At 62.2% G+C, this 26,336-nt stretch carries 17 protein-coding genes, 1 tRNA gene and 1 pseudogene; 9 read left to right on the top strand and 10 right to left on the bottom strand.

The features are described 5' to 3' along the window. Window positions 1–81 precede the first annotated feature (81 nt). From J0A90_RS09720 to J0A90_RS09690, 7 genes and pseudogenes are all read right to left on the bottom strand, one after another. Window positions 82–462 (bottom strand): hypothetical protein, encoded by a 381-nt coding sequence (locus tag J0A90_RS09720; protein WP_207035055.1) that lies wholly within the window; start codon window positions 460–462, stop codon window positions 82–84. Between the two features lie 100 nt (window positions 463–562). Next, a pseudogene (locus tag J0A90_RS09715) lies at window positions 563–1,479 on the bottom strand (nucleotidyl transferase AbiEii/AbiGii toxin family protein). Then, a complete protein-coding gene (locus J0A90_RS09710; RefSeq protein ID WP_207035057.1) occupies window positions 1,469–2,245 on the bottom strand; it encodes a type IV toxin-antitoxin system AbiEi family antitoxin domain-containing protein in 777 nt (258 codons plus the stop codon). Before J0A90_RS09710 ends, J0A90_RS09715 begins: the two are co-directional and overlap by 11 nt. 301 nt (window positions 2,246–2,546) lie before the next feature. Further along, the gene (locus J0A90_RS09705) at window positions 2,547–5,594 is read right to left on the bottom strand and encodes a type III restriction-modification system endonuclease (RefSeq protein WP_207035059.1); all 3,048 of its coding nucleotides are present in this window, start codon (window positions 5,592–5,594) and stop codon (window positions 2,547–2,549) included. After that, window positions 5,594–7,495, bottom strand: a complete 1,902-nt coding sequence (locus J0A90_RS09700) for a site-specific DNA-methyltransferase (protein ID WP_207035061.1) — start codon at window positions 7,493–7,495, stop codon at window positions 5,594–5,596. The genes J0A90_RS09705 and J0A90_RS09700 overlap by 1 nt, the downstream gene beginning before the upstream one ends. Window positions 7,496–7,529: 34 nt before the next feature. Then, window positions 7,530–8,198, bottom strand: coding sequence for a DUF4391 domain-containing protein (locus J0A90_RS09695; protein ID WP_207035062.1), 669 nt, complete (start codon window positions 8,196–8,198; stop codon window positions 7,530–7,532). Window positions 8,199–8,241: 43 nt separating this feature from the next. Continuing rightward, complete coding sequence (locus tag J0A90_RS09690) at window positions 8,242–11,553, bottom strand: helicase-related protein (RefSeq protein ID WP_233076670.1); 3,312 nt, start codon at window positions 11,551–11,553, stop codon at window positions 8,242–8,244. Window positions 11,554–11,928: 375 nt separating this feature from the next. Here J0A90_RS09690 and J0A90_RS09685 point away from each other — a divergent pair, with 375 nt between their 5' ends. Continuing rightward, window positions 11,929–13,038 carry a hypothetical protein gene (locus J0A90_RS09685; protein ID WP_207035064.1) on the top strand — a complete coding sequence of 370 codons (1,110 nt, stop codon included), beginning with the start codon at window positions 11,929–11,931 and terminating at the stop codon, window positions 13,036–13,038. A gap of 372 nt (window positions 13,039–13,410) precedes the next feature. On the opposite strand, the gene J0A90_RS09680 is transcribed toward J0A90_RS09685, so the two are convergent. After that, window positions 13,411–13,487: transfer RNA gene (locus J0A90_RS09680), tRNA-Ile, on the bottom strand. Window positions 13,488–13,570: 83 nt separating this feature from the next. On the opposite strand from J0A90_RS09680, the gene J0A90_RS09675 reads away from it, so the two are divergent. The 5 genes from J0A90_RS09675 (at window position 13,571) to J0A90_RS09655 (ending at window position 19,466) form a co-directional block, all read left to right on the top strand. Continuing rightward, window positions 13,571–14,179, top strand: a complete 609-nt coding sequence (locus J0A90_RS09675; protein ID WP_233076669.1) for a hypothetical protein — start codon at window positions 13,571–13,573, stop codon at window positions 14,177–14,179. Window positions 14,180–14,230: 51 nt separating this feature from the next. Next, the gene (locus tag J0A90_RS09670) at window positions 14,231–14,974 is read left to right on the top strand and encodes a 4'-phosphopantetheinyl transferase superfamily protein (RefSeq protein WP_207035066.1); all 744 of its coding nucleotides are present in this window, start codon (window positions 14,231–14,233) and stop codon (window positions 14,972–14,974) included. A 100-nt stretch (window positions 14,975–15,074) separates the two neighbouring features. Beyond that, on the top strand, window positions 15,075–15,971 hold the full coding sequence (lpxO, locus tag J0A90_RS09665) for a lipid A hydroxylase LpxO (protein WP_035470987.1): 897 nt from the start codon (window positions 15,075–15,077) through the stop codon (window positions 15,969–15,971). A 123-nt stretch (window positions 15,972–16,094) separates the two neighbouring features. Continuing rightward, window positions 16,095–17,168: an AraC family transcriptional regulator gene (locus J0A90_RS09660; protein WP_207035068.1), complete on the top strand. Its 1,074-nt coding sequence runs from the start codon at window positions 16,095–16,097 to the stop codon at window positions 17,166–17,168. A gap of 180 nt (window positions 17,169–17,348) precedes the next feature. Beyond that, complete coding sequence (locus tag J0A90_RS09655; protein WP_370635766.1) at window positions 17,349–19,466, top strand: TonB-dependent siderophore receptor; 2,118 nt, start codon at window positions 17,349–17,351, stop codon at window positions 19,464–19,466. A 57-nt stretch (window positions 19,467–19,523) separates the two neighbouring features. Here the strand turns inward: J0A90_RS09655 and J0A90_RS09650 are convergent, their stop codons facing one another. Both J0A90_RS09650 and J0A90_RS09645 read right to left on the bottom strand, forming a co-directional pair. Next, entirely contained in the window at window positions 19,524–19,964 is a 441-nt protein-coding gene (locus tag J0A90_RS09650) for a GNAT family N-acetyltransferase (protein ID WP_207035071.1), read from the bottom strand. 16 nt (window positions 19,965–19,980) lie between these two features. Next, window positions 19,981–21,246, bottom strand: coding sequence for a hypothetical protein (locus J0A90_RS09645; protein WP_207035073.1), 1,266 nt, complete (start codon window positions 21,244–21,246; stop codon window positions 19,981–19,983). A 138-nt stretch (window positions 21,247–21,384) separates the two neighbouring features. Here J0A90_RS09645 and J0A90_RS09640 point away from each other — a divergent pair, with 138 nt between their 5' ends. The 3 genes from J0A90_RS09640 to J0A90_RS09630 all read left to right on the top strand — a co-directional run bounded on the left by J0A90_RS09640 (window position 21,385) and on the right by J0A90_RS09630 (window position 26,216). Continuing rightward, window positions 21,385–22,152, top strand: coding sequence for an ATP-binding cassette domain-containing protein (locus J0A90_RS09640; RefSeq protein WP_207035075.1), 768 nt, complete (start codon window positions 21,385–21,387; stop codon window positions 22,150–22,152). Window positions 22,153–22,547: 395 nt separating this feature from the next. Next, on the top strand, window positions 22,548–24,659 hold the full coding sequence (locus tag J0A90_RS09635) for a TonB-dependent receptor (RefSeq protein WP_207035078.1): 2,112 nt from the start codon (window positions 22,548–22,550) through the stop codon (window positions 24,657–24,659). A gap of 282 nt (window positions 24,660–24,941) precedes the next feature. Beyond that, window positions 24,942–26,216, top strand: coding sequence for an MFS transporter (locus J0A90_RS09630; RefSeq protein WP_207035080.1), 1,275 nt, complete (start codon window positions 24,942–24,944; stop codon window positions 26,214–26,216). Window positions 26,217–26,336: the final 120 nt, after the last annotated feature.

Raw genomic sequence — 26,336 nt, 5'->3', positions numbered from 1 at the left:
TGCACACAATCCCAGATGGTTAACCAACATATAGGTTGAAATGTTTATATATACATTCTGAAATATAGTATTACCAACTGATTAATCGATACGTTGTTTTTCTATATATTCATTGCGACCGCCCCTCCCCGCCGACAGCTTCAGAATCAAGAGCGTAAACTGCTCTCCCTTTTCATCCTCCAGCGGCGGCATGCAGAGCTTCTCGTGATCGCTGAGGGCATCAAGCACGGCGTCAGTGACCTTATTCGGGAGGAGACCGCGCATCACCTGATCTTCGCTGTGGCTGCGCACCTGGGCCATTACCGCTTCGTTGCATTCGATACGGTCGATGATCTCGGCCAAGCGCTGCTTCACGGGGTCGTGGGGCTTGCCTGAGCGGCCATCGCTGACCGAGGTCAGGCCGAGGGCGGACATGGCCTTGGTGATGTCCCACTGAAACTGAGCTTCCCTGCTGTTCGCCATGTTATACCCTGCGCCTAGCGTAATTATGCGTAACAGCCTAGCGCTTCAGGGATAAGAGGAGAAGTCTACTTACGCCGCTGAACCATCAGGGCTCCAGCCGTTATTCGCGAAGCCTGCCCAAGGCTTGCTCCAACAGCTCCAGTGATTGACGATGCTTGTCTGGGTGCATCTTATGAATGTTGGCGAGCTTCCAGCGCACGGCAGGCAGCCGTTCGACGCCCTGCAGCGGAAGCAGCGCCCAGTCAGGCGCCCCCTGCTTGAAGGACATCAGGAAGCGAACGTCCTCATCGGTCATTAGCTGCCCCAGCCGCGACAGCAGCTCATCGCGGACGCTCTCCAGCTCCTGCAAAGGAAGGTCAACCCTGGCCATCCCGACAAACTCCTGTCGGTAGACGTCGTCCAACGGTTTCAGCCGTGGGTTGATCACTTCGTTCAAGGGCCTGGGATGCCCCAGCAGATAGACCAGGAAGCCTACGAATACGCTTCGATCCAGACCGCCCTGGTTCAGCAACAGCTTCACATCGAAAAGGTCCCGGGGATGCTGGCGATCCAGCGCGGCGCAGATCTTGCCGCCATACAGGTCCGGTAGTGACACCACCTGCACCGCAGCAAAGTCGTAATCGTCTTCCACGGCATCGCGCTCCTGGGGCGGGTGCAGGGTGCCACGCAGTACCGGCGAGACCTCCACCTTCATCTGGCTACGCCCCCAGCGCACCAGGATCCTCAGCTCATCTCGGCGATTATCCTGGAGCTCGGCGCGCACGCCTGGCAGTCGGGTGCTGAAGGTCTCTGCCAGCCGCTGCAGCGCCTCGCGACAGCGTCGCAGCGCCTCGTCTCGTCTCGGGGCTCCAGCGGCAGGTAGGCCAGGTCGATGTCGACCTATAGACGGGATAATGGCTGCACGAAGAGGTTGATGGCCGTACCGCCCTTCAGGGCGAAGCACGGCTCGTCATTGAGGAAAGGCAGCAGCGAGACCAACAGCCTGACCTGTTCATGGTAGCGAGCTTCAATCGGCATGCAGAAACGCCTCCGGCACCGTGACGTGATACTCCCTGTCCAGCTTGCCGCCCTGGCAGAGCTGTCGCTTGCCTTTGCCGAGGTCCAGTCGACGTGGTTCCAGGCGACCGTACCAGGCATGCCCAGCGTGGCGAGCCAGCACCAGGAAGGCCCGCTTGGTTCTCACCGAGCGGCACCCCTCCAGCAATGCCTGCAGCCGGCGCGGACGCAGCGTGTTAAGCCCGCCGAAGGTGTCCACCAGCTCACTGCTGAACAGCAACTCATTCGACGTAACGGCGATCCACTCCAGGACGGCTCGCTCGGGGGTCGATACCTGCAAGCTGAAAGCCCTGCCATCCGGCGCGTAGTCCGTGAAGCTGCCGGGAAGCTGCGCTGGCAGGCCCTTTTCAGAGTGGAGCACCATCCGCCCTGCCCACTCGGCATCATTCAACCACCGGGGCAGCCGAGCGGCCTCCTTGCCATACAGGTGCGTTGTGCGCTCCCCCATGGGCAGATAGTGGGCAAAGCCATGCAGTGCCAGGGCCGTCTGGCCACCCGGCCAAAATGGTGGCATCCCCGAGCCGTCGCTCGCCTGCAGAGCGAAAACAGCGCTCTCCCAGGTAAGAGGCTCCCCCGCTTGGCAGTAGGCGCCGTGACCCACGCGTTGCAGCCAGCCACTGCCGGCCAGCTTACGCGCCTGATCAAATGTGACGCCGTGTGACGCCAGCCAGGCGGTCGTCACGACGGCGCCATACGGGATGTTGTGCAGCAGTTGGTTTATTTTCACGTGAAAAAGCGGCCTTAAATTCCGTCTTCAGAATGAAGAATAAACCACACTGGTTTACCTTCAAGCCCAAAACCGCCATTCAAAGCCGCTTTTAGAAAAAATTTTAAACTGACAGCCAATCTTTGCCCCTGCTCGAGCCAGGAGATAGCCCCGCCGCAACGGTGGCAGGCAGCTAGGATGAAAGGTATTGGCGAATTTTTTTCAGAATTGTCACTTGCTCACTTGGCAAGTGTCAGTAACAGCAATCTCCTCTAAAAACTAATGCAGGCTTCTAATGTAGAAGCCTGCTCTATCAGATTTTTTACCTGACAAGGTCCATCAGCTTGCCATAGGAATCCACGACATCATACTTCACCTTCGCCGTAGCGATGGTGTCGAAGAATTCCGTGGCGCACTTGATCTTAGCCTGCTCGATTTCGCGTAGCTCCAGCGATGACATGCTGCCCTTAGTCTCGGCCACGAAGTAGACATGCTTGACGTCATTCTCGTTGAAGGCGATAGCCCAGTCGGGATTGTAGTTGCCCACCGGCGTCGGGATGAAGAAGCTTTTCGGCAGCTTAGCGTAGACCACCACCTCCTTGCCGGTGTCGAGCTCTTCGACAAAGTCCCGCTCGATCTTGGAGTCGGTTACCACGTAGTCATATACGTGGCGGTTGGCCTTGTAGGCTCGATCCAAGTGATTCTCCGATTTTGGAATGGTGAAGACTTCCTGGCTGTGCTGCTCGTTGATGGGGTCGTAGCTGATGTGCTCGACCACCATGCTAGCCTTCTGCTCGTTGATCAGCCTGGCAGCCTGGGCCATGAAGTCCTCGGGGTTCATCTGGTATTGCTTGAAGGTCTTTGGCTGGATCTTGGAGAGAATCGCCGCGACGGTGCGCCGTGTCAGCTGCGTGCCCTCGGCCAGGCGGCCGATCAGGTCGTACTGGACCACCGAATGCAGCGTACCGTCATACTTGACCCGCTCACTCTCGTTGACGGTGAAGGCCTGCCCCCTGGACAGGTCCTGATAGCTGGCTTCAGCCTTCTGGGTGCCGCGCTCCACCTGGTACTCCAGGCGCTTCACGTTGAGTTTCAGGTCCAGATAGCCCACGCATTTCTCAATCAGCTCGTTGGAGTCGAAGCTGACCGAGTAGGCTGCCTTGCGATTGATACGCTCCCAGAGCTCCTGAAATTCTTTCTTGTGGAAGTTGTCGTTGAGCGGGTTCAGCTTGGCCTTTCGACCGTCATCGATGTGCGGTAGCTGGGCGTTACTGAAGACGCTGTCGATCAGTTGGAAGACCTGCTGTGCGTGGGGCTGCAGCGCCTCCGGCAGCACAGCGAGGGTGCCGTCCTCCTTGGCCTGGTGGTAAGCCTCGGTGATGTGGTCGGCGTTATCCGTGTAGTCGTTCTTGAGCAGGTAGCGGTAGATCTCCTTGGCCATGGCGGGCGTTACCTCTACTTCCCCCTCATCCGACACGAGCAGCTTGCCGGTGAAGTAGGCCTCGTCGGCTACCCGCGGGCGCTCGGAGAGCTCTTTGCTGATGTCACGCTGCAAGGCGGTGACGAAGTCCTTGTAGCTCTCGCTGGCAACCACCGTCAGCTCGTTGATGTCGTGCACCGTCAGCGGGTCGTCCATGCGGTCTCCCAGCTGATTGACCGCCAGGCGCAGGCCGCGCCCCACCTCCTGGCGACGGGAGATGGTGTTGTCGCTGTGTTTCAGCGTGCAGATGACAAACACGTTGGGGTTGTCCCAGCCTTCACGCAGTGCGGAGTGGGAGAAGATGAAGCGCGTGGGCTCTTCGAAGGAGAGCAGGCGTTCCTTGTCCTTCAGGATCAGGTCGTAGGCATCGACATCGTCCGTCTCGGTAGAGCGCGCCTTGGTCTTGGGGTCGACCAGGCGCTTGGACTTCTTGTCGATGGAGAAGTAGCCGTTGTGGGTGTCCGAGACGCTGATGCCCTTCAGGTAGCGGTTGTACGCGCTATCCTCTAGGGTCAGCACCTGGTTGAGATGGAGGTTGTACTCTTCCTCGAAGATCCGGGCGTACTCGCCCAGCACCTCACCGCTCTCATCGTACTGGCGGTACTTGGCCACCTCGTCGATGAAGAACAGGGTGAGCACCTTTACCCCTTGGGAGAAAAGCAGCTGCTCCTTCTTGAAATGCGCCTTGACCGCCTCGCGGATCTGGATCTGGCGCAGCGCCTTCTCGGTGACATCGACGGTGACCTCTCCAGCGGTGAGCTCGACGCCGTTGGTGAAGCTGAGCTGATCGATCCTGGCATCAATATCCGAGACGACGAATCCCTTGTACTGGTCCAGCCCATCCGACAGCTCATGCAGGTTGTCGCCCTTGCCCAGCTTGCGGCGCTTACGCTTCACGCCGCTGGCCGACTTCTCCTCGTACTCGACCCAGGCCACCGGAGGCTTGTTCTTGGCCGTCTCGATATTTTCCAGGTAGAGATAGGCATCGGTGCCGGTTAGACCCTTGGTAGTGACACCATGCACCGAGATCTTCTTCACCAGCTTCTGGTTGTAGGCGTCCAGGGCGTCCAGGCGGTGAATCTTGTTGTAGGTCGTCTTGTGGGTCGCCGAGTAGCGCACAATGAACAGCGGGTTGAACTCGCTCAGTGAGCTGAGTGTCTTGCCCCCTTCCATCTTCTGCGGCTCGTCGAGGAACAGGATCGGCCGGTTGGCCTTGATCACGTCGATGGGGCGGCGCGACTGGAAGTCGTCCAACTCATCGTAGATACGACGGTTATCGGCGCCACGGGAGTTGAAGGCCTGCACGTTGATCACCATCACGCTGATGCCGGCATCCGAGGAGAAGCTCTCTAGGTTGTGCAACTGCTTCGAGTTGTAGATGAAGAAGCGCGCCTTTTCCCCGTAGCTCTCCAGGAAGTGATCGGCGGTGATCTGCAGCGATTTGTACACACCCTCGCGGATGGCGATGCTGGGTACCACCACGATGAACTTGCTCCAGCCGTAGCGCTGCTTCAGCTCGAACATGCTCTTCAGGTAGACGTAGGTCTTACCGGTGCCGGTCTCCATCTCCACGTCCAGGTTGTAAGGGCAGCCGGTCTTGTCATCCTTTTTCAAGCCGTCGGAGAGCGGCATGTTCTGGCGGCGCTGCACGGTCCGGATGTTGTTCAGCAGCTCAAGCTCCGTCAGCTCCAGCGCGGCGTTCTTGAAACCGGCGTCGTCTGGGTCAGGTGAGGCGTACATATCCCGCTGCAACGGCTGCGCCAGGGGCACGGCCTCGCCCGGATCGATACGGTAGCGGATACCGCTACTGAAGGGCTGGCCAGCAAAGCAGTCCGCCAGCGCCTCAACTGCCCGTGTCTGATATTCCTGCGTCTTGAACTGGAGCTTCATCAGATCACCTTGACGTCGGTATTGGGCGACTTCTGGGCGAAGATCTGCTCGACGTTGATCTTGACGCTGTCGCTGGCGAAGCCGGCATCGCGGAAAACCATGCGCAGCGGCTCGTACTCGGCCAGCTGCTTGACAAAGGCCTCGTCGATATCCAAGTCGAAGCAGGCGGCCAGGGCCATATGCTTCTCGGCTCCGTCGACGAAGAAGACGGTTTTTCTATCAATTTCTTTGCGAGAGATGGGGAGCGACAGATCTACGCCCCAGTCGAGAAGGACCTGGAAGAGCAGATCTTCAGAACTCCGGCCCTCGCGGATATTTTCGATATCCTCAGAAAGCAGGTCTTGGCTAAGCGCGCCCGGAGAATAGTGAGTATCGCGCATATTTGACGAGTCAATTTTCATAACTCTGAAACCCACATCCAGCCTTTGACTCGCACCATTATTGTCAAGGAACTTTTTACCCGCTCGCCTAACTCTATCCTTGGCAATCTCCGCTATATTTTTATATCCAGCCTTGTATGCAGTTGTGCCTTCTTCACAAGTCTCTGGTATTTGAACCAGAACCCAATTAACATTAGACCCAAGTCGGCCATGCAAATCAAAACATGCTTCAGCAGTTGTTGCACTGCCAGCAAAAAAATCCAGAACCACCTCGTCTTCACTTCCCGATAGAACGGAAAGCAAAAGCTTGCCAATCAACTCAACTGGCTTAGGAAACTGGAGAACAACCTTGCCATTAAAGGCTTCTCCAAGATCTTTCGTTCCATGCTGCGTATATATTCCATCTATTACGCTAAATGGTTTTTCCCCACGCTCAACTCCACTTTCGTCTTTTAAGTATTGCTTATAATTTAGAGCAACCTCACCATCCCGCTCAATTATTGCCACCTCATCCTTTGCCAAAGCTTGCATAACGCGCTCTTTTGACCAGAGCCACTGCCGCCGAGGGTTAACAACCCTTCCATCCTCTAGCTCAACTGAGTAAACAAGGTTAGGACGAGGATCCATACTCTTAGTTGCCTCTAACGGCTTGAGCCTATATGGCCCTCGAACCTCAAAATTCCTATCTTTACCCTTGTAATAACGTTCAACTTTGGCCTTGTCATAAGGCAAAGAAAGAGGAGGCAACGACGCCAAATCACGAGCATACATAAGAATATACTCATGCTGAGTTACCGCATACTTTTCTTTTGGCCCTCCTCCGTAGCTTTTTTTCCAAATAAAACATTCGACAAAATTATCCTCACCGAAAACCTCGTCGCACAGCTTCCTGAGAGAAGCTTGTTCGCCATCATCAATACTTATAAATATAACGCCATCACTTCGCAAAAGGTTTCTTGCTAGCCGCAACCTCGGATAGACCATAGACAGCCAATCGGAGTGAAACCTACCATTATAAGATGGATTAGCTACCAGTCTATTCCCGTAATCATCAACATATCCCGCCCCTTCATCATAGTCACCCTTGCTCAAAGAAAAACGATCATTATAAACAAAATCGCTACCAGTATTATAAGGAGGATCGATATATATAGCCTTAACCTTCCCCAAATAAGTTTCTTGGAGAAGTTTCAGAGCCTCAAGGTTATCTCCTTCAATGAAAAGGTTCTTCGTGGTATCGAAGTCCACACTCTCTTCCCGACAGGGGCGCAGTGTCTTGGCAATCGGCGCGTTGGCCGCTAGCAGGGCTTCGCGCTTGCCGGGCCAGTTGAGGTGATAGCGCTCCTGAGGGCCCTCGACGATATGGTCGGAGAGCTCCTGACGCAGATGGTCGAAGTCAATGGCTTGCTTCACCCTCCCCTGCTCATCCCGCGCTTCGGTGACGCAGCTGGGGAACAGCTCGGCCAGCTTGGCGATACTGTCCTCGGTCAGGTTAGGCGAATGCATCTTCAGCTTGTCCATGGTGTTGCGTATCTCCGGACCTCTGCGGTCGTAATCAGGTGTCATAGTCGGCCATTTTCTCGCGAATCGAGCGCAGCTCGGCGTTGATCTCGACCTTGCGGTTGAACTGTTTCTCGTTGCGCAGGCGCTTTTCGAGCTTGTCGGCATCCTTCTTAAGGGATTCCACAGCCTTGAAGCGCTCCAGTTGATCAGGCAGGGCTTCGCCCTGACGAGCCGGGGCTGGAAGTAGGCTGCGCAGCAGCTGCTGGTAGAGCTGCTTCAGGTCGATGGCCGTGGGCAGCTGCTGCCGGGGCGTCTCGGCTGGCAACCAGTCACTGCTGGCGTAGTGGTCATCCAGCACCCATTTGCTGGGGTCGGCCTGGCTGGGCCGCTTGTAGGCGGCGGTGACACGGATGCCGCGGGTGCCGTGTAGCTCGAAAAGAATCGGAAAAGGAATGGCACGGTCGATGGCCCGCAGCACGTCTCGGTGCAAGTCCTCGCCTTTGAGCGTGATCACGAAGACCTGCAGTTCCGGCACCTCCAAGGAGCCAGGCAGGTTGATCGTGTTATAAGCGAGCTTGGCATGCCAAGTGATCTGGGCGACCTCATCCCGCAGGCGTTCCCTGAGCTTGGCGGTGGCCCGCACATGCGCCAGGATGCGCTGCTTGGCGACCACGCGGTCGAGCACAGTCTTGGCGGGGTACTGATAAAGCGTTGCGGTCATAATTCTTTCTTGCTTTCCCTACTGGCCGCCTGGCACTCCGCACCTACTGCGAGCCCGCCTCACGAATGATGATGAAGGTGATCAGCTCGAAGTCGTCGAGCTCTGCAATGGTATCGACCAGCGCCGTGGTCTCGCCACCGCTGAACAGGCTGTCGATGTCCTTATCCTCCTTCACCTCGATCATCGAGCGGATGGCCTGATCCAGCAGAGCCGAGTAGGCATGCATCTCCCGGCCATCGTGGGTTTCCTCGTTGAAGAGGCGATAGACAGCCTCGACGGGGTCGCTCAGCCCCTTGCAGGCAGTCCGTGCCAGGTCGAGCAGGCGCTTGACCTCGGTGTAGTCGCTGATCACCTCGCCGGTGTGGCTGATGTAGACCAGGTAGAATGGGTGCAGGCGGTTCTGCTGCTGCAGGCCACTGCCTTGGTGACCTACCCGCTGATTGAGATTGCGCAAGGTGAAGATGACCCCGGGCTGCAAGCCCTTCTCCGGGCGGGCCGGCACGACGGTATGCAGCCCGTTGGGAATACGACTCAGGTCACCGTTTTCCTTCATGTATCCCAGCAGGTCCATGCGGAACTCGTTCAGGCCGAGATCGGTGATCGACACGCCGGACTTGAGGTCTTCCATTTCCACCACTTCATCCTGCAGCCGACGCAGCTGCTCACGACGGTAGGCGACATCGTTGGACTGGGCGTTGAGCACGTTATCGTCACCGGTGGCGGTGACATCGGCAATCACCATGCGGTTCTCGACGCGCTCCTTGAGATTGATGTACTCGTCCAGGCTGATGTCTGGCCAGTAGTTGACCAGCTGGATGCTGGCGTTGGGCGAGCCGATGCGGTCGATGCGCCCGAAGCGCTGGATTATACGCACCGGGTTCCAGTGGATGTCGTAGTTGATCAGGTAGTCGCAGTCCTGCAGGTTCTGCCCTTCCGAGATGCAATCCGTCCCGATCAGGATGTCCAGCTCGCGGGGCTCACCAGGGTACACTACGTTCTTGCTCTTGGCCTGTGGGGCGAACAGGGTCAGCAGGCCCTGGAAGTCGTAGTGCTGGCGACTGTTGGGCATGGCCCCAATGGTCGATTTCGGCGCGTCGCTGCCGGTCACCAGGCCAGTGTGCACACCCTGGATCTCCAGCAGCCCCGCAGCCAGGTTGTCATAGAGGTACTTGGCGGTGTCAGCAAAGGCGGTGAAGATCAAAACCTTGCGGTTGCCAGGGTTGATCGGCGAGGCCAGCTTGCTGGCAATCTGGGTCTTGAGATGCTGCAGCTTGGCATCGTCGGCTGGTGTGACCTTGGCCATTTCCTCCAGCAGCAGCTCGATCCACACCAGGTCATTGCCCAGGTCATGCTCCCAGGACGGCAGGTCCATGTCCTCCAGGCTGATCTGGACCTTCTTGCCCACCGTAGTATCGCCCGGCATGGAGATGCTGTCGTCATCGGGGTCGGCGTCTTCGAAGGACGCGGTGATATCCGCGAAGCTCTCCGAACGGCCAGTCCGCTTGAAGACCTCGATCTTATCCAGGATGGTCTGGTAGCTATCCTGCAGCCCCTCCAGGGTCAGGCGAAACGCTTCCACCGAGCTCTCTAGACGCTTGAGCAGGTTCGTCGTCATCAAGGCCTGCAGGCTCTTCTCCCGGTCCACCTGCTTGAAGCTACCGCCTCCACTGGACACTTCGGTGTCGTACATCTCCTCGTACTTCTTGAGGCGGCTGGGCAGTATGTAGCTGATCGGCGCGTAGACAGAGAGCTTGAGCTGGGAGAGCTGCTGGAAGATCTCGTTGAAGCCGATCACATCGGTTCGGTGAGTGAGCGGGCAGTGAAACGAGAGCGGCTTGCGGCGCTCCGGGAAGCTGCCGATATCGCTGGTGTCGTAGAAGGTTTCGATATGCCGACGTGAGCGGGCGATGGTGACGCTGTCCAACAGCTCGAAGAAGTCGAAGTCCAGTGCCTGCAGGATGGCGCCCGTGGTGCGCTTCTCCGGCGGGAGGGCCGACCACTCATTGAAGGTGGCCTGGGCGCGACGGAAAATGCCCTCGATGTCCTTGGCGCCGCTGAGATGGCGAGTCAGGTTCTCGGCTTCGCCTTCGTAGGCCAGGGTCAGCTGGTTCTTCAGGTCGGTGAAGCGGTTGTTGACCGGCGTTGCCGAGAGCATCAGCACCTTAGTCTTCACCCCAGCACGGATCAACTGGTTCATCAGCTTCTGGTAGCGGGTCTCGCGATCCTTGTAGACGTCGTTGTTGCGGAAGTTGTGCGACTCGTCGATCACCACCAGGTCGTAGTTGCCCCAGTTGACGCGATCCAGCGGCATGCCGAAGGATTCGCCGCGGGTGCGCTGCAGATCGGTATGACAGAGCACGTCATAGTTCAGGCGGTCCTGGGCCAGCACATTGGTGGTCAGGTTGCGGTTGTAGGTCAGCCAGTTGTCGGCGAGCTTCTTGGGGCACAGTACCAGTACGGAGCGGTTGCGCAGCTCGTAGTACTTGATGACCGCCAAAGCGGTGAAGGTCTTCCCGAGCCCTACGCTGTCGGCCAGGATGCAGCCATTGTAGGTCTCCAGCTTGTTGATGACCCCGGTGGCCGCGTCGCGCTGGAAGTTGAAGAGCTTCTGCCAGATGACGCTGTCCTGGTAGCCGGTGCGGTCGTTGGGCAGCACGTCCTCGCTGATGTCTTCCAGGAACTCGTGGAAGATGTGGTAGAGCATCAGGAAGTAGATCCGCTCCGGCGGGTTCTCCCGGTAGACCGAGGCGATGTGCTCGCGCAGCCGTTCGGTGACGTCCTCCAGCTTCTCCTCGTCCTGCCACAGCTGGTCGAAGAGGGCCATGAACTGGGAGGTGTGGGCAGGCTCGTTGAAGCGGGTGACGAAATTGGAAACCGCGTTGCCCTGCTGATAGCCCAGATCCACCGCCGTGAAGCCCTGTAGGGGCATGTAGACGGTGTCGCCGCCTGAAGCTGCAACGCCGGCAAAGGGCTGCATGGCGGCCTGGCCACGGTTGGAGCGGAAGCTGGCCTTGCGGCGCATCCAGTCAGCGCATTCGCGGGCGATGGCCCGCTGGGTCAGCTTGTTCTTGAGCTGGATTTCGAACTCGCAACCGTGGACGCTTCGCTCGCGCTCCGCCTGTGGGATGTGGAACTCACGGTGCTCTTTGCGGAACTTATCGCTCGCCTGGTCAGGGACAAAGGTGGGCGAGGTGAAGATGAACTCGACCGAGTCCAGCGCCTCCAGCTCATTCTTGAGCGCCTCGTAGGCGTAGATCGAGAAGCAGGAGGCCGCAATCTTGAGCCGGGCACCAGGCCGCAGGGTATCCTTCAGGTCATCGCCGAGCAGACGACTGACGTTGTCGATGATTTCCAAGTCTCACCCCCGCGTTGACCGTCCAATCAGTGATTTTGGCGCAGTTATAATAAGTTATCGTAGGTTACGGTATCTGTTGAGGAGACGGCAATCTAAGCCAATGCGATCTTAACGGCCTTTGCAGCCAGCGGTATCTACAAGAACACCTAATTGCTTTCCCGTCACAACATGCCAGGCGAAAGCTGCCGCTGGAGGATATGAGCGCCCATAAAACTGGGAACGCTGATGGGCCGAGGAACTGGCGGAAACACAAATAAGAACCTCCGCGTAAGCTCGTGAGAACCAAGAGGCGGAGGCCGTGTTAAAGCTATGATATGGCACAGCCTAGACGCAGGCCAACGCTATTCTACATCGCATAACAAAGGAGGCGCCTGAATGGCGATCGAGCAAGGAATCTGGAAGCTAGCAGGCAATACAGGTGAGCAGCCGCAGAAGCTGCGGCCCATGGGGCTAGCCGACGAGGGGCTGCTGGAAGAGCAGATCATGCAGGATGTCTCGATCCTCAACCGGGACTGGCTGCTGATCGGTCGGCAGGTGCGCACCGGCTTCGACAAGCTGATCGACCTGCTGGCCATCGACGCCAATGGCACGGTCATCGTCATCGAGCTCAAGCGCGACAAGACGCCCCGCGACGTGGTGGCTCAGGCCATCGACTATGCCTCCTGGGTGGTCACCCTGGCCGACTACCAGCTGATCGAGATCTACCAAGCCTTCGCCAAACGCTATCAGCGCCCGCATACATCTCTCGAGGAGGCCTTCGAGGCCAAGTTCGGCATCCCGCTGGATAGCGTCACCCTTAACGAGAACCACCAACTGGTCGTCGTCGCCACCCAGCTCGACGCCAGTAGCGAACGGATCATCAACTACCTCAACGCGCATGCCCAACTCTCGATCAACGCCATGTTCTTCTCAGCCTTCGAGGATCAGGGTAACCATTACCTGAGCCGCGCCTGGATGATCGACCCGGACGAACCCACTCAACCAGCCGTGCGCAAGATACGTAAAGCGCCCTGGAACGGCGAGTTCTACGCCTCATTCGGTGACGACCGGCCTTGGGAGCTGGCACGCCGCTATGGCTTCATCGCGGGCGGCGGTGCGGCCTGGTACTCGAAAACGTTGGCGATGCTCTCGGAGGGAGACCGTGTCTGGGTCAATATCCCCAAAACCGGCTATGTCGGGGTCGCCGAGGTGATGGGAGAGCGCTGCCGCGCCGATCAATTCATGGTCGAGACGGAACAGGGGCCCTCTCGGCTACGAGAGATCGTCACCCTAAACGAATATCCTCACATACACCGGCCGTTGGCAGAGGAAGATGAGGAGACGGCGGAGTACCTCGTGCCTGTTCGCTGGGTGGCCTCATTCCCTACATCGCAGGCATTCAGCGAGGTTGGTTTATTCGGCAACCAGAACACTGTTTGCAAGCCGACAACCCCGAAGTGGGAACACACCGTTACCCGTTTGAAGCAGGCCTGGGGCATCAGCTGATAGCCGGCGCGCTATTTGTCCCTAACTAACGATGTCAGCGCTGCCGCGCATAGCCTTACCCAGCAGGCGAAGTCGCGTCATCCAATACAACCTGACGAGGGACTTAAAATCCCTTGGTCGTGATGCCTTCCCCATCGCTCAGGTCAGCGTCGGCTTTCGCGCAGCACCACTGAACCGAACCGCCCGGGCGTTGCCCAAGAGATCGGCCCGGCACGCCGTTCATCTGCGCGGGCAGCGCGGCATAGCGCCGAGATCGGGGTCGAGCGCGCAAAGCGCATCAGTTGGAGAAGCTGGTGCTTGGATATAGGCAGTTCGAGGGCAGGCACTCGAGCCCTGAAATGGTCCGGGGTAGACCTGAAAGACGGGAAACTGTGGTGGGCCCAGTAGGACTTGAACCTACGACCAAGGGATTATGAGTCCCCTGCTCTAACCAACTGAGCTATAGGCCCTGAAACGCGGGAGCCGTATGATACCCAAAGCCGGGGGCGCAGACCAGACGTTGCCCCGCTCGTCTCTGTCCAGGGAGGACACCATGTCATCGAATACGCTTTTACGCCGCGTCGCCGGCGTCGTCCTGCTGAGCGCCGCCTCGGCCTTCGCCGGTGTGGCGCAGGCGGCGTGGCAGATGGACCCGAACCACTCGAAGGTCACCGCAGAGGTGACCGAGATCACCAGCAGCGGCCAGCGGATCCCCCATCAGCACGCGCTTCAGCGCATGGAAGGCGAGATCAGCGCGGATGGCACGCTGCGCCTGCCGGTGCGGCTCAACCAGACCGATCTGCTGGATCGGCTGGGCCAGCTGCCGCCGTGGATGTCTTCGCTGACCAACTCCACGCTGGTCACGGTGGTGACCCAGCTGCCGCCGGAGCGCATCAACTCGCTGCGCGTGGGGCAGTCCACCGTCGAGGTGCTGAAGCTGCGCACCGATGCCAACGGCGAGCAGCGCCAGGAGCGCCTGCCGGTGCGCTTCACCCGCGAGGCCGAGGATCGGGTCCGGGTGCGCAACGCCGAACCGGTGTCGCTGGATGGCAAGCAGCTGATGAAGAACGGCACCGTGCGCACGATCCTCTCGCTGCTGGGTTATCAGCAAATCGGCGACGAGGTGCCGGTCACGCTCGATGCCCTGCTGGTCGACCGCTGATTCATGAGTGGGCCTGCCGGTATGAGCCCGGGGATGGGCGCCGATGCGCCCGTGAGCAAGAGCGCCTCTCCCGAGACGCTGCCGCCGGGTTGCCAGGGTGAAAGCACCATATGGCCCTGGCCGCAGCCGCTCGCGGGGGTGCAGTGTGCCCGGCTCCACTTCGCTGTCGATGCGCTGAGCGTGGCAGATCTCTCTGCGTGGCAGGTCGCCCTGCCGGAGCGTCTGGCCAGCGCGGCGGCCAAGCGCCGCGCCGAGTATCTGGCTGGGCGTTTGTGCGCGCGGCAGGCGCTGGGCGCGCTAACCGGCACGCCCACCACGCCGGAGACGGATAGCGAACGCCTGCCGCTGTGGCCCGCGGGCTGCGTGGGTTCGATCACCCATAGCCAGGGGTTGGCAGCGAGCGTGGTGGCGAAACGCTCGTGCCTTGCCGGTATCGGCCTGGATGCCGAGGGCGAACTCGACCCGGCCCGGGCGCTGCGCCTGGCGCCGCAGATTCTGGTGGAGAGCGAGCGCGAGTGGCTAACAAGCCTGCCGCCGGCGCAGCAGGCGGCCTTCGTGACCCAGGTGTTCTCGCTCAAGGAGAGCCTGTTCAAGGCGCTCTATCCGCTGGTGCGCCAGCGCTTCTACTTTCCCCACGCTCGGCTGGTGGCGTGGCAGCCCGCCGCCGGTGCGGTCACGCTGGAGCTGGGCAAGACGCTATCGCCGCATTGGCCGGCGGGGCGTAGACTCAGCGGCCAGGTGGCACGGGTAGATGGCTATCACTTGACCCTGGTCACGATTCCGCGACAATCGTGAGCAGACAAACGGTTTTCTCCTGACACGGTCCACTGCGATTCTTCCGACACTCGCACCCGGCACCGATCCCTCACACTCTCCCTATGGAAACGGACTCTCCATGATCAAGTGGATACTCATCCTGCTGTTCATCGCCAGCGTGCTCTATACCCACTACCGGGGTCGAGTGCGCCATCGGCCGCTGCGTCAGATTTCCGATCACTCGACCTTCATGGCGCCGATCAATGCGCTGATGACCCTCTTCGGCCGCGACAAGGACCAGCCCTATCACGATCTCGGCAACTACCCGGAGCTGGAGCGTTTGACCGGCAACTGGCAGGAGATTCGCGACGAGGCGATGGCCCTGCAGGACCATATCAAGGCCTCCTCGCGCTACGACGATGCCGGCTTCAACTCCTTCTTCCGCCGCGGCTGGAAGCGCTTCTATCTCAAGTGGTACGGCGAGAGCCACCCCTCCGCGCGCCAGCTCTGCCCGCGTACCACCGAGCTGCTCGCCGGCATTCCCAACGTCAAGGCGGCGATGTTCGCCGAGCTGCCCGCCGGCAGCCATCTGACCCTGCACCGCGACCCTTACGCCGGCTCGCTGCGCTACCACCTGGGGCTGGTGACGCCCAACGACGACCGCTGCTATATCGATGTCGACGGCGAGAAGTACAGCTGGCGCGACGGTGAAGCGGTGATGTTCGACGAGACCTACCTGCACCGCGCGGAGAACGGCTCGGATCAGGACCGCCTGATTCTGTTCTGCGATATCGAGCGGCCGATGAAGTACGGCTGGGCGCGGCGTCTCAACCGCTTCGTCGGACGTACGCTAATGGCCGCCGCCAGCTCGCCCAACGATGACAACGACCGCACCGGCGGCCTCAACCGCGCCTTCAAGTATCTCTACGCGGTGCGCCGCCAGGGCAAGGCGCTGAAGAAGCGCAACAAGACCCTCTACTACGCCATCAAGTGGGCACTGTTCGCGCTGGTGGTGATCGCGATCATCGCTTGGTGAGGAAGAAGAGACTGGCAGCAAGTAGCGAATGAAACGTATTATCGTTTAATTGTCATGGCGTTGACGGCACCGCTGTGACGCCACTTTCGCCACTGCATCGCTGCTCGCTGCCAGGTCTCTTCGATGTCCGCTTCCGCTACCCCGGATACCCCGCCCGCCGCTGGCGTGGCGCCCTACCGCGCTCTGAGCGTCGACGATTTCGCCCACTTCGAGCGGCGCTACCATCTGGCCCACCATTTCCCCGACTTCGAGGCCGGCCGCCCCGGCGGCTCGCGCTGCGTGGTCGAGGGGCGGATCGCCGAGTGTCAGCCCTGGCCCGGCTGCCAGTGGGTCAGCTCGGATATCGGCATCGCCCAGACCTACGAAAGCCACGCGCTGCCCGGCGCGCCGGCGCATCTGTCGATCATCGTGGTGCTCGAAGGCGAGGCCGAGCTGGCACTGGGTGGCGAGCGCTGCCGGCTGCTCGCCGGTCAGAGCGCCCTGCTCGACTACGACGTGTCTGACGACACCATGCCCGACGCCTACCTGCCGCAGCCGCTGAGTGCCCGTCATGTGGCCCAGCCGCGGGTGCGCGCGATCAACCTCACCCTGCTGAAAACGCCGCAGGCACAGGTATCTCATCTCTCGTCTCATTCGTCTCCCCCTCATTCCCCCTGGCTCGAGCGCCTGGCGCTGGGTAACGGTTGTCGCAGGCTTTCCCTCTCCGATGCGCTGCTGCGCAGCCTCGAAGAGTCGCTGCAGTGGCCGACGGGCGCCCCCGGCACCGAGCTGATGACCGAGGGGCTGGCACTACAGATGCTGGGGCAGGCGCTACAGCAAGGCGGGGGTGCAGACAGCGGCGAGCACCGCATAGCGGAGACCGCCGGCGCGCTGAGCCCGCGGGACCGCGCGCTGCTGGCCCGGGTGCATGCGGAGCTCGAACGTTATCCGGGCCGGGCGCACTCCCTCGACGCCCTTGCCCGGCTCGCCTGCATGAGCCCCAGCGCCCTACGTCGCAAGTACCGCTGCCACTATGGCCGCTCGCTGTTCGATCAGCTGCGCGAGTTCCGCCTGCGTCTGGCCCATCGCCTGCTGCGCGAGGGCCTGCCGGTGCAGGAGGCGGCGCGCTGCGCCGGCTATCGCCATGCGACCAACTTCGCCACCGCCTTCCGCCAGTTCCACGGCGTGGCACCTCGGGAGGTGAGAAGCGAACGCTGAGGGTCGAGTGGTGATGGGCGAGTGGCGAGGGTCGAACAGTCAGAGGGGCAAAACGCGAGCGTCGATACGGGCGTCCTGGCAGCAGGCATAGCTTTCGTGGCATTTGGCATAGGCAGTGGCCCGGCCTAATCGTGAATAATTCTCGATTACATCCACGCACATTCGATAACAGGGAACACCATGCCGGCCATGCGCTACCGCTCTCCGTTCACCCTCTGCCTGCTGGGCGCCTCGCTGCTACCACTGAGTACTGCCGCTCAGAGCGCGCCTGACCCAGCGGGCGCCGATCTCGATACCGTCACCGTCACCGCCACGTCGGCGGCGACCAAGACACAGACACCCTTCATCGAGACCCCGCAGAGCGTCTCCAGCGTCGACCGCGAGCAGATGGATATCCGCCATGTGCGCAGCGTGCGCGAAGCGGCCGAGTACACCCCGGGCGTCTATACCAATCAGGTGGGGGCCTCCAACCGCTATGACTATCTGGTGATGCGCGGCTTCTCGGATGGCAGCCTGAGCAACGTCTATCTGGATGGGCTCAAGCTGATGGGCGACACCAACGGCTACAGCTCGATGGTGATCGACCCCTGGTTCCTGGAGAACATGGAGATCGTCAAGGGGCCGGCCTCGGTGCTCTACGGGCGCTCTTCCCCCGGTGGTCTGGTCGCCCTGACCAGCAAGCAGCCGCTGTTCAGCCCGCGTCACGAACTCCAGTTCAGCAGCGGCGATCATGACCGGCGCAGTGCCGCCTTCGATCTCTCCGGCCCGCTGGGCGAGAGCCGGCGGGTCGCCTACCGCCTGGTCGGCCTCGGCAGCAAGGCCGACACTCAGTTCGGCCCGGTGGAGGACGAACGCTACGCCATCATGCCCTCGCTCACCTGGGATGCCACCGACGACACCACGCTCACCGTAATGGCCTATCTGCAGAAGGACCCGGAGGGCGGCTACCACTCGGGAGTGCCCTATGAGGGGGCGGTCAGCCGGCGCAATGGCCGGCATATCGACAACGATTTCTTCGACGGGCAGGACGACTTCGACAAGTTCGAGCGCTACCAGCGCCTGTTCGGCTATCGCCTGGAGCACCGCTTCAGTGATGCCGTGGTCGCGCGGCAGAAGCTCAGCTATCTCAATGCCGACGTGCGCATGGACCAGGTGGCCCAGCTCGGCTGGATCGATGACACCAACCAGCTACGTCGCGGCTACTACGGCGCGCGCGAATCGCTGCAGGCGTGGACGCTGGACAACCAGGTCGAGGCCAAGCTGAACGACGGCTTCATCGATCACACCGTGCTGGTGGGGATCGACTACCAGAAGCGCAAGAACGACGTCACCTATTCGAGCGCCGGCTTTACGCCCATCGACCCGTTCGCCCCGCGCCGCGACGGCGGCTTGACCAGCGCGCGCAGCGTCTACGCCGACGAGACCCACCACCTCGACCAGACCGGCATCTATCTGCAGGACCAGATGGCGCTCGGGGGCTGGCGCCTCACCCTCGGCGGGCGCTACGACTGGGTCGATATCGAGAACGACAACCACCTGGCCGGCGGCAGCGACAGCAGCCTGGACGCCACCCAGTTCAGCGGGCGCGCCGGGCTGCTCTACCGGTTCGACAACGGCCTCGCCCCCTACCTGAGCTACAACACCGCCTTTACGCCCACCAGCTTCACCGGTTCCGACGGCGACCTGCTCGAACCGATGGAGGGCCGCCAGTGGGAGACCGGGCTCAAGTATCAGCCGCCCGGCAGCCGCAACCAGTACAGCGTGGCGCTATTCCGCATCAACCAGGAGAACGTCGCCACCAAGGAGCAGCCCGACGATGACTACCGCTCGGTGGGCGAGATCCAGTCCCAGGGGGTCGAGCTCGAAGCGCGTACCTGGCTCTCGGAGGCCTTCTACCTCCAGGCCGGCTACGCCTACACCGATATCACCTACAAGGAGAGCGACGTCCCTGGCGAGAGCGGCAACTACGCGATCTACGCGCCTCGCCACCAGGCCAGCCTGTGGGCCCATTACGATGTCGCGCACGGCGCCCTGGCGGGGCTGGATGCCGGCGTCGGCGCGCGCTACTACGGCGGGATCTATGCCGACCGCCAGAACAGCGAAACCCTGCCCGACTACACCCTGGTCGACGCCACCCTGGGCTATGACCTGAGCGAGATCGGCCTCAGCGGCGTGGACGCCCGGCTCAACGTCGGCAACCTGCTCGACAAGTCCTACGTCGCCTCGTGCAACTCGCTCACCTACTGCTACTTCGGCGCCGAGCGCAATGTGACCGCCACGCTCTCTTACCAGTTCTAGGGACTGTCCCTTACCGGTTCTAGGCGCTGCCTAACGTCGTCATCGCCCCGGCTGCACTCAGGCCGGGGCAGGCTTGGGATACCACGCCATGCCGATGGCATGCGGCGCGGTGGGCTCGAAGTCGAACTGGGCATAGAGCCGATGGGCCTCGCCGTCCGCCAGCAGACTGACGAAGGCATTCTCCGGCGCCTCGCGCAGGATAAAGGCGCGAATCTCGCCCATGATGCGCTTGCCCAGCCCCCGCCCCTGATGACTAGGGTGCACGGCGATATCCACTACCTGATAGAAACACCCGCCGTCACCCACCACCCGCCCCATGGCGATGGTCTCTCCCGCCCGCTGGATCTGTACCGCGAACAGGCTGTTGGGTAGACCTCGGGCGGCGCCAGCGGCGCTGCGACTGTGCATGCCTGCGGCGGCGCGCAGCGCCATGTAGGTCTCGACACTGGGCGGGGCGTAGACCAGTGTCTCCTGCGACTCGTGTATCTCCTCGTGCATGGTAATGCTCTCCTTGTCAGCGGGCAGTGGTATCAGAGACAGTGGTATCAGAGGCCGTGATATCAGGCGACGTGTCGTTCTCGGCGTGGCTAACCGAGGTCTTGCGCACCAGCCAGCGCGGGGTGCGCGAGGTCATCTTCAATAGCGGCACCAGCAGCCACAGCAGCGGCGCCAGCACCCAGCGGTAGACGAAGCGCGTCACGATCAGCAGCGGCCACAGCACCGCTAGCCAGACCCCGAACTGACCCAGCCACACCGGCCAGCCCAGCCAGCGGGCGGCACTGGCGCCGGCCGCACTGATCAGGCTCGGGTGGCGCACCACCAGATAGGCGCTACCCGCCACCGCGGCGACCTTGGCCCCGCGGGAGAGCGTGGCGAAGCGCCCACCGACCAGCGCGCCGCGGGAGGCGGCGCGCGCGCCCTGCCCCTCCACCGCCGCGCCGGCGCGCAGTGCGCGCCCCGCCCGCAGTACCTTGACCGCACTGGCCATTACCAGCAGATCGACCCCGGCCCAGCCGACGTCGACGGCATCGATCGACTCGCCGCGCCGCCACTGGCGTTCGAGATCGCGCACGCCGCTGGTGAAGAGATCGCCGATATCGCTGACCAGGCGCTCGCTCTGCACCCGCGTCACCTCGCCGTCCGGCCCGATCACGAACTCGCGCAGCAGATCGTGCCCCTGCGCCGCCAGGGCCGCGATGGCCAGGCGGCCGCGCATCAGCGGCGTGAGTTCGGCGGGGTCGTCAGCCTGGGCGCCGTCCGAAAGATCGCGCCGAGTCTCGTCCTGAGTGTCATTTCCAGCGCCGGCCTGGCGCTCGGTAGCCATCGGCGTCTCGGCCCCAGCGTCCTGTTCATCCCACCACTGGTCGAAACGGCTGCTGACCTGGCGGTAGCGCTCGCCCAGCCAGTGTTGCAGACGCAGCGTGGCGATATCGTGCTCGCGGTAGTAGATCACCGGCAGCACGCTGTCGGCGCCATAGCGGGCGAGCACCTGCTGGAACGCCGGTTCGAGGCCGTAGTCGACCAGGACATCCCGCGCCGCGTCGCCGTAGTGGCGGATCGCCAGCCGCGCGCTCATCCACAGCGAGGGGTCGTCGGCCATGGCCAGGAACACCGCGTTGAGCGCCGGCGACTCCCGCGCCAGCATCTCCGCCTGGTCGGGCAGCGCCCGCTGCGCTTCCAGCGATACCAGGCGCTGGTCGAACGCCTGGGGCGAGGCCACCAGCACGATCCCCGCGGCGAACAGCAGCGCGATCAGCGCGCTCTTGAGTATCCAGCGCATCGTTCTTCTCTCTCCTGGCTGCCGGTCGGGCTTGTGATGGCGAACTGACGGCGTCGTGATCTTTTTGATAAGCGTTCGTATTTGAATTAGGATTGCATCTTGTCACGCCCATCCCCTGCGTTGCGAGGTCGTTCCGGCATGTTCGAACTCCAGGCTGCGAGCTTCGAAATCGCGGGCCGCGAGCTGCTCTCACCGATCGATTTTACCTTCGGCGAAGGGCGCATCTACGGTCTGATCGGCCACAACGGCTCCGGCAAGTCGACCCTGCTCAAGCTGCTCGCTCAGCAGCAGCCGGTGAGCCGCGGCACCATCAGCCTCGACGGCCGCCCGCTGGCCAACTGGAAACCGCGCGAGTTCGCTCGCCATGTCGCCTATCTGCCCCAGCATCTGCCCAGCGCGGAGAATCTCACCTGCCGCGAGCTGATCGGCTTCGGGCGCTATCCGTGGCACGGCCTGCTGGGCCGGCTCAACGCCCACGACCAGCAGCAGATCGAGCGCGCCATCGCGTTGACCCATACCGAGGCCTTCGCCGACCGCCTGGTCGACACCCTCTCCGGCGGCGAGCGCCAGCGCGTGTGGCTGGCCATGCTACTGGCCCAGGGCAGCCGCTACCTGCTGCTCGACGAACCGCTGGCGGCGCTGGATATCGCCCACCAGGTCGAGGTGCTGGCGCTGGTGCGCAAGCTCTGTCGCGAGCTGGGCCTGGGCGTGGTGATCGTACTGCATGACGTCAACATGGCGGCGCGCTACTGCGACCATCTGGTCGCCCTGCACAGCGGCCGCCTGCTCGCCGAGGGCGAACCGGGCACGCTGATGTGCGATGCTACCTTAGAAGCGATCTACGGTATCCCGATGCGGGTCATGCCGCATCCCGGGGATGAGTGCCCCATCGCGGTGCTGCCCTAGGCACAGTCTGCCCACTCTCTAGGCACAGTCTGTCCCTCTCTGAATGCTGTCCGGGCACTGCGCTCGGCGGCCTCCGCCTGGGCGGCAATCGATGACGCAACGATAGCGAGACAACGCCTGCCAGCGGCAGCGTTCGCTGTTACAAACCGCGTCTTTCCCACTCGCCTATCCTGACACAGCGCGCCGACAGCGCCGCACCCCGGCGGCGTTCATCGCCATGCGCGGTCCCTTGCGTCACACGATCTCACCCTCCCGTCGTACGGCGGTTTCAGTGGATGCGTCATGTCACCATTCTTCAAATACGAATCACTATCATTTTGCTTTTGATTAGTGCTAGCATCCGGGACTCGATTCGACACAAGCGATAACGTTTCGTTACCGGCAAGGGAACATCCATGAAGAAGACAATGACGCTTGGCCTCGCGGTCGTCGTCGGCGCGTCCGCACTGCCGCTGCAGGCCAAGGAGTCCAACGACACCGTGGTGGTGGTTGGCTCGCGCACGCCGACCCAGATCAGCCAGATCCCCGGAACGGTCTGGGTGATCGAGCACGAAGAGCTGCAGCAGCAGCTGGACACCGGCGCCGACCTCAAGAGCGCCCTGGGCAAGCTGGTGCCGGGGCTCGACCTGGCGCCGCAGGGGCGTACCAACTACGGCCAGAACATGCGCGGGCGCAACGTGCAGGTGCTGATCGACGGCGTCTCGATGAACAGCTCGCGCGGGCTGTCGCGCCAGTTCGATTCCATCGATCCGTTCAACATCGACCACGTCGAGGTGATCTCCGGGGCCAACAGCCTCTACGGCGGCAGCGCCACCGGCGGCATCATCAATATCATCACCCGCAAGGGCAAGGCAGGCGCTCCCACCCTGCGTACCCAGGCGGGCGTGACCAGCGGGCTCAACGACGGCGACGACCTCGACTACCATCTCGATCAGTCGGTCAGCGGCGGTAACGAGCACGTCCAGGGCTATCTGGGGGTCGCCTATCGCGACAACGGCCGCCAGTTCGACGGCAGCGGCAACGAGATCTTCCCCGACATCACCCAGACCGACCTGCAGGACAACCGCAGCATCGACCTGATGGGCAATCTCAATATCGTGCTCACCCAAGAGCAGTCATTGAGCATCGGCGCCCAGCTCTACCGCTCCGGCTATGAAGGGCACCGCGGGGTCTACTTCCCCCATCTCGGCGACGCCTCGCCCAACCTCGACGACGCCGAGATCCGCGACGGCTACAGCTCGGACCGCGATCCGGCCACCGATCGCAAGATGATCAACGTGCAGTACCACCACAGCGATCTGCTGGGTCAGGACTTCTATCTGCAAGCGTTCCACCGCGAGGAGGAGGCCAAGTTCAACGCCTTTCCCTATCCCTCGCCGAGTTGGCGCAACCCGGACTACTACGAGTTCCGCGCCTCGCAGCAGAACACCAAGCTGAGCGGCATCAAGGGGCTGTTCGACGCCCAGCTGAGCGACAGTGTCGGCCTCACCTACGGGGTCGATCTGAGCCGCGAGAAGTTCGATGCCGACCAGATCTTCTTCGATCGTGACGTCACCGACGCCAGCGGTGCGCTGACCCAGCGCGAGGCGCGCATTGATGATCGCTACCCCGGCTACCGGGTCGATACCGTCGCCGCCTTCGCCCAGGCCGACTGGCAGGTGACCCGCGGGCTCAAGCTCTCGGCGGGCGCGCGCCAGCAGCGCATGAACGTCGACGTCGACGACTTCAAGAACGTTCCCGGCGGCAGCAACCACTACGATGCCACCCTGGTCAACGCCAGCGCGCTCTACGACTACGGTAACGGCCACCAAAACTGGCTGCGCTACAGCCAGGGCTTCGAGCTGCCCGACCCGGCCAAGTACTACGGCAAGAGCCCCGACGTCAGCGTCTCGGCCAACCCGCTGAGCGCGATCAAGACCGATCAGGTCGAACTCGGCTGGCGCTATCAGGGCGGTGGCTGGAGCACCCAGGCGGCGGTCTACTACGCCTGGTCCGACAAGGCGGTGGAGAACGCCGAGGATCTGAGCGTCGAAGTGGTCGACGAGAAGAAGCGCGACTACGGCCTGGAAGGTGCCGTGACCCGCTATTTCGACAACGGCTTCGAGGCCGGCAGCACGCTGAATCTGGTGCGCTCCGAGCAGAAAGACGCCGACGGCGACTGGAACAAGCGCGACGCCCGCTACGCCTCGCTCTCCTCGGCGACCGCTTTCGTCGGCTGGTCCGACTTCGAGCGCTCGGTGCGCCTGCAGGCCAACCACGCCTTCGACCTCGAGGACGACAACGACCGCGAGATCGACGGCTACACTACCCTCGATCTGCTGCTGAGCCAGCAGACCGGCTTCGGCAAGCTCAGCCTGGGGGTGGAGAACCTCACCGACAAGCAGTACTCCACCGTATGGGGCCAGCGCGCGACCATGTTCTACTCGCCCTACTACGGCCCCGAGTATCTCTACGACTACCAGGGCCGCGGCCGCACCTACAGCCTGACCTGGTCCCACCAGTACTGACAACGCGGGGATCGCCTCCCGCCGAGCCGACGCCCACCCGAGTGGTGGGCGTCGGCCCATCATCCTTGCGTCCACCGTCATGCTTTCCACGTGCGTCGCCCAGACGCCCTGCGCCCTTCTCTCTCTGCAGTCGCCCCCCTCCACGCGCGACGAGACCCATCGCGACGATGCCTTGCGCAGAAACCCTCGATACAAGTCCTCACGCAACGCTGCGTATCGCGCGTTGACACCCATTCTCATTATGATAATAATTCTTATTCTCATACTTTTGGCGAATGCTGAATGTCTTTACCTCCCCTATGGCGCCTCGGCGCCTGCGCCGCCCTGCTGGGCCTGGGTCAGAACGGCCTGCTGGTGATGCTGCCAGTGCTGGTGGCACGCTTCGGACTGCCGCTGTCGCAGTGGGCGGGGCTGATTCTGCTCGGATCGATGCTGTTTCTCGTCGGCAGCCCCTTCTGGGGCGGGGTCGCCGACCGGCGCGGCGCGCGGCCGGTGGTAGTACAGGCGCTGCTGGGCTATCTGCTCAGCTTTGCGCTGATCGCGGCCGCGCTGTGGGCCTCGGTGGCGGGGCTACTGGCGCCAATGGCGATGCTGGTGGTGCTGGCCGTGGCCCGGGTGCTCTACGGCCTGACGGTGTCGGGCATGGTGCCGGCCTGCCAGCAGTGGGCGCTGGCGTTGCACCCCGGTGGCGAGCGTCTGCCAGCACTGGCCGCGGTCAGCGCCGGCCTCAGCAGCGGCCGCCTGCTCGGCCCGCTGCTTGCCGCCGCCAGCCTGAGCCTGTCGGTGTATGCGCCGTTCGCGCTGATGCTGGTAGCTGGGCTGCTGGCACTGTTGCTGCTGCCCGGCGTCCCGCTGCCGGCCCGCGACACGGATACTATCGATACCGCGCATTCCGCCGCACACGACAGCGCCGCGCAGTCACTGCAGGGCATCGCCCACCGCCTGCCTCCGCGCAGCAACCTGGCCTATCTGGCCATGGCGCTGCTGCTGGCGATGTCGGTCTCGCTGATGCAGTTGGGTCTGCCGGCCTCGCTGCAGCAGGCGCTGGAGATCGATGCCACGCGTGCCGGCCACTGGATGGGCGTGCTGCTCTCGCTGGGGGCGGTGGGGGCACTCGCCACCCAGATCGGGGTGGTCCGCGCCCGCCGCCTGGAGAGCCGCGCGCTGCTGGCACTGGGTGCCGCGGGGCTGGCGCTGGGCTATGCCCTGCTCGCCGCCACGGCCACGTTCCCATTCACGCCGGGGCTCTATATCGGCCTCGGCCTGCTGTTCGCGCTCGGCGTGGTGCTGGCGAGCACCGGGGCTGCCCTTGCCGTCCCCGGCTATACCGAGGCGGCTACCCGCCACCAGGCCCAGGGCACCAGCGCCGGCCTGCTGAGCATGGCGCATACCCTGGGCTACGGCCTGGCGGCACTCTGCGTCAGTCTGATCGACCCTGGCCGCCTGCTGCCCCTGGCACTGATGGCCGCCGTGGCGCTGCTGCTGCTGATCCCGCTGTCACGCCGCGGGCGAAGCGGCGAACGCACCGCCATGGCCCGGCACGGCGGCCACCCCTGAAGTCGGACGTCGCCAGCTAGAAACGCCACGAGCTAGAAACGCAACGACCCAGAAACGCAACGACCCAGAAACGCAACGACCCAGAAACACCAAGACCCGAAAACACCGCACGCCGGAAAC

The organism is Salinicola sp. DM10 (assembly GCF_017306975.2).
Lineage (GTDB): Bacteria > Pseudomonadota > Gammaproteobacteria > Pseudomonadales > Halomonadaceae > Salinicola.
The sequence above is the reverse complement of the archived record's forward strand: the minus strand, read 5'-3'. Positions and strand labels throughout refer to the sequence as shown.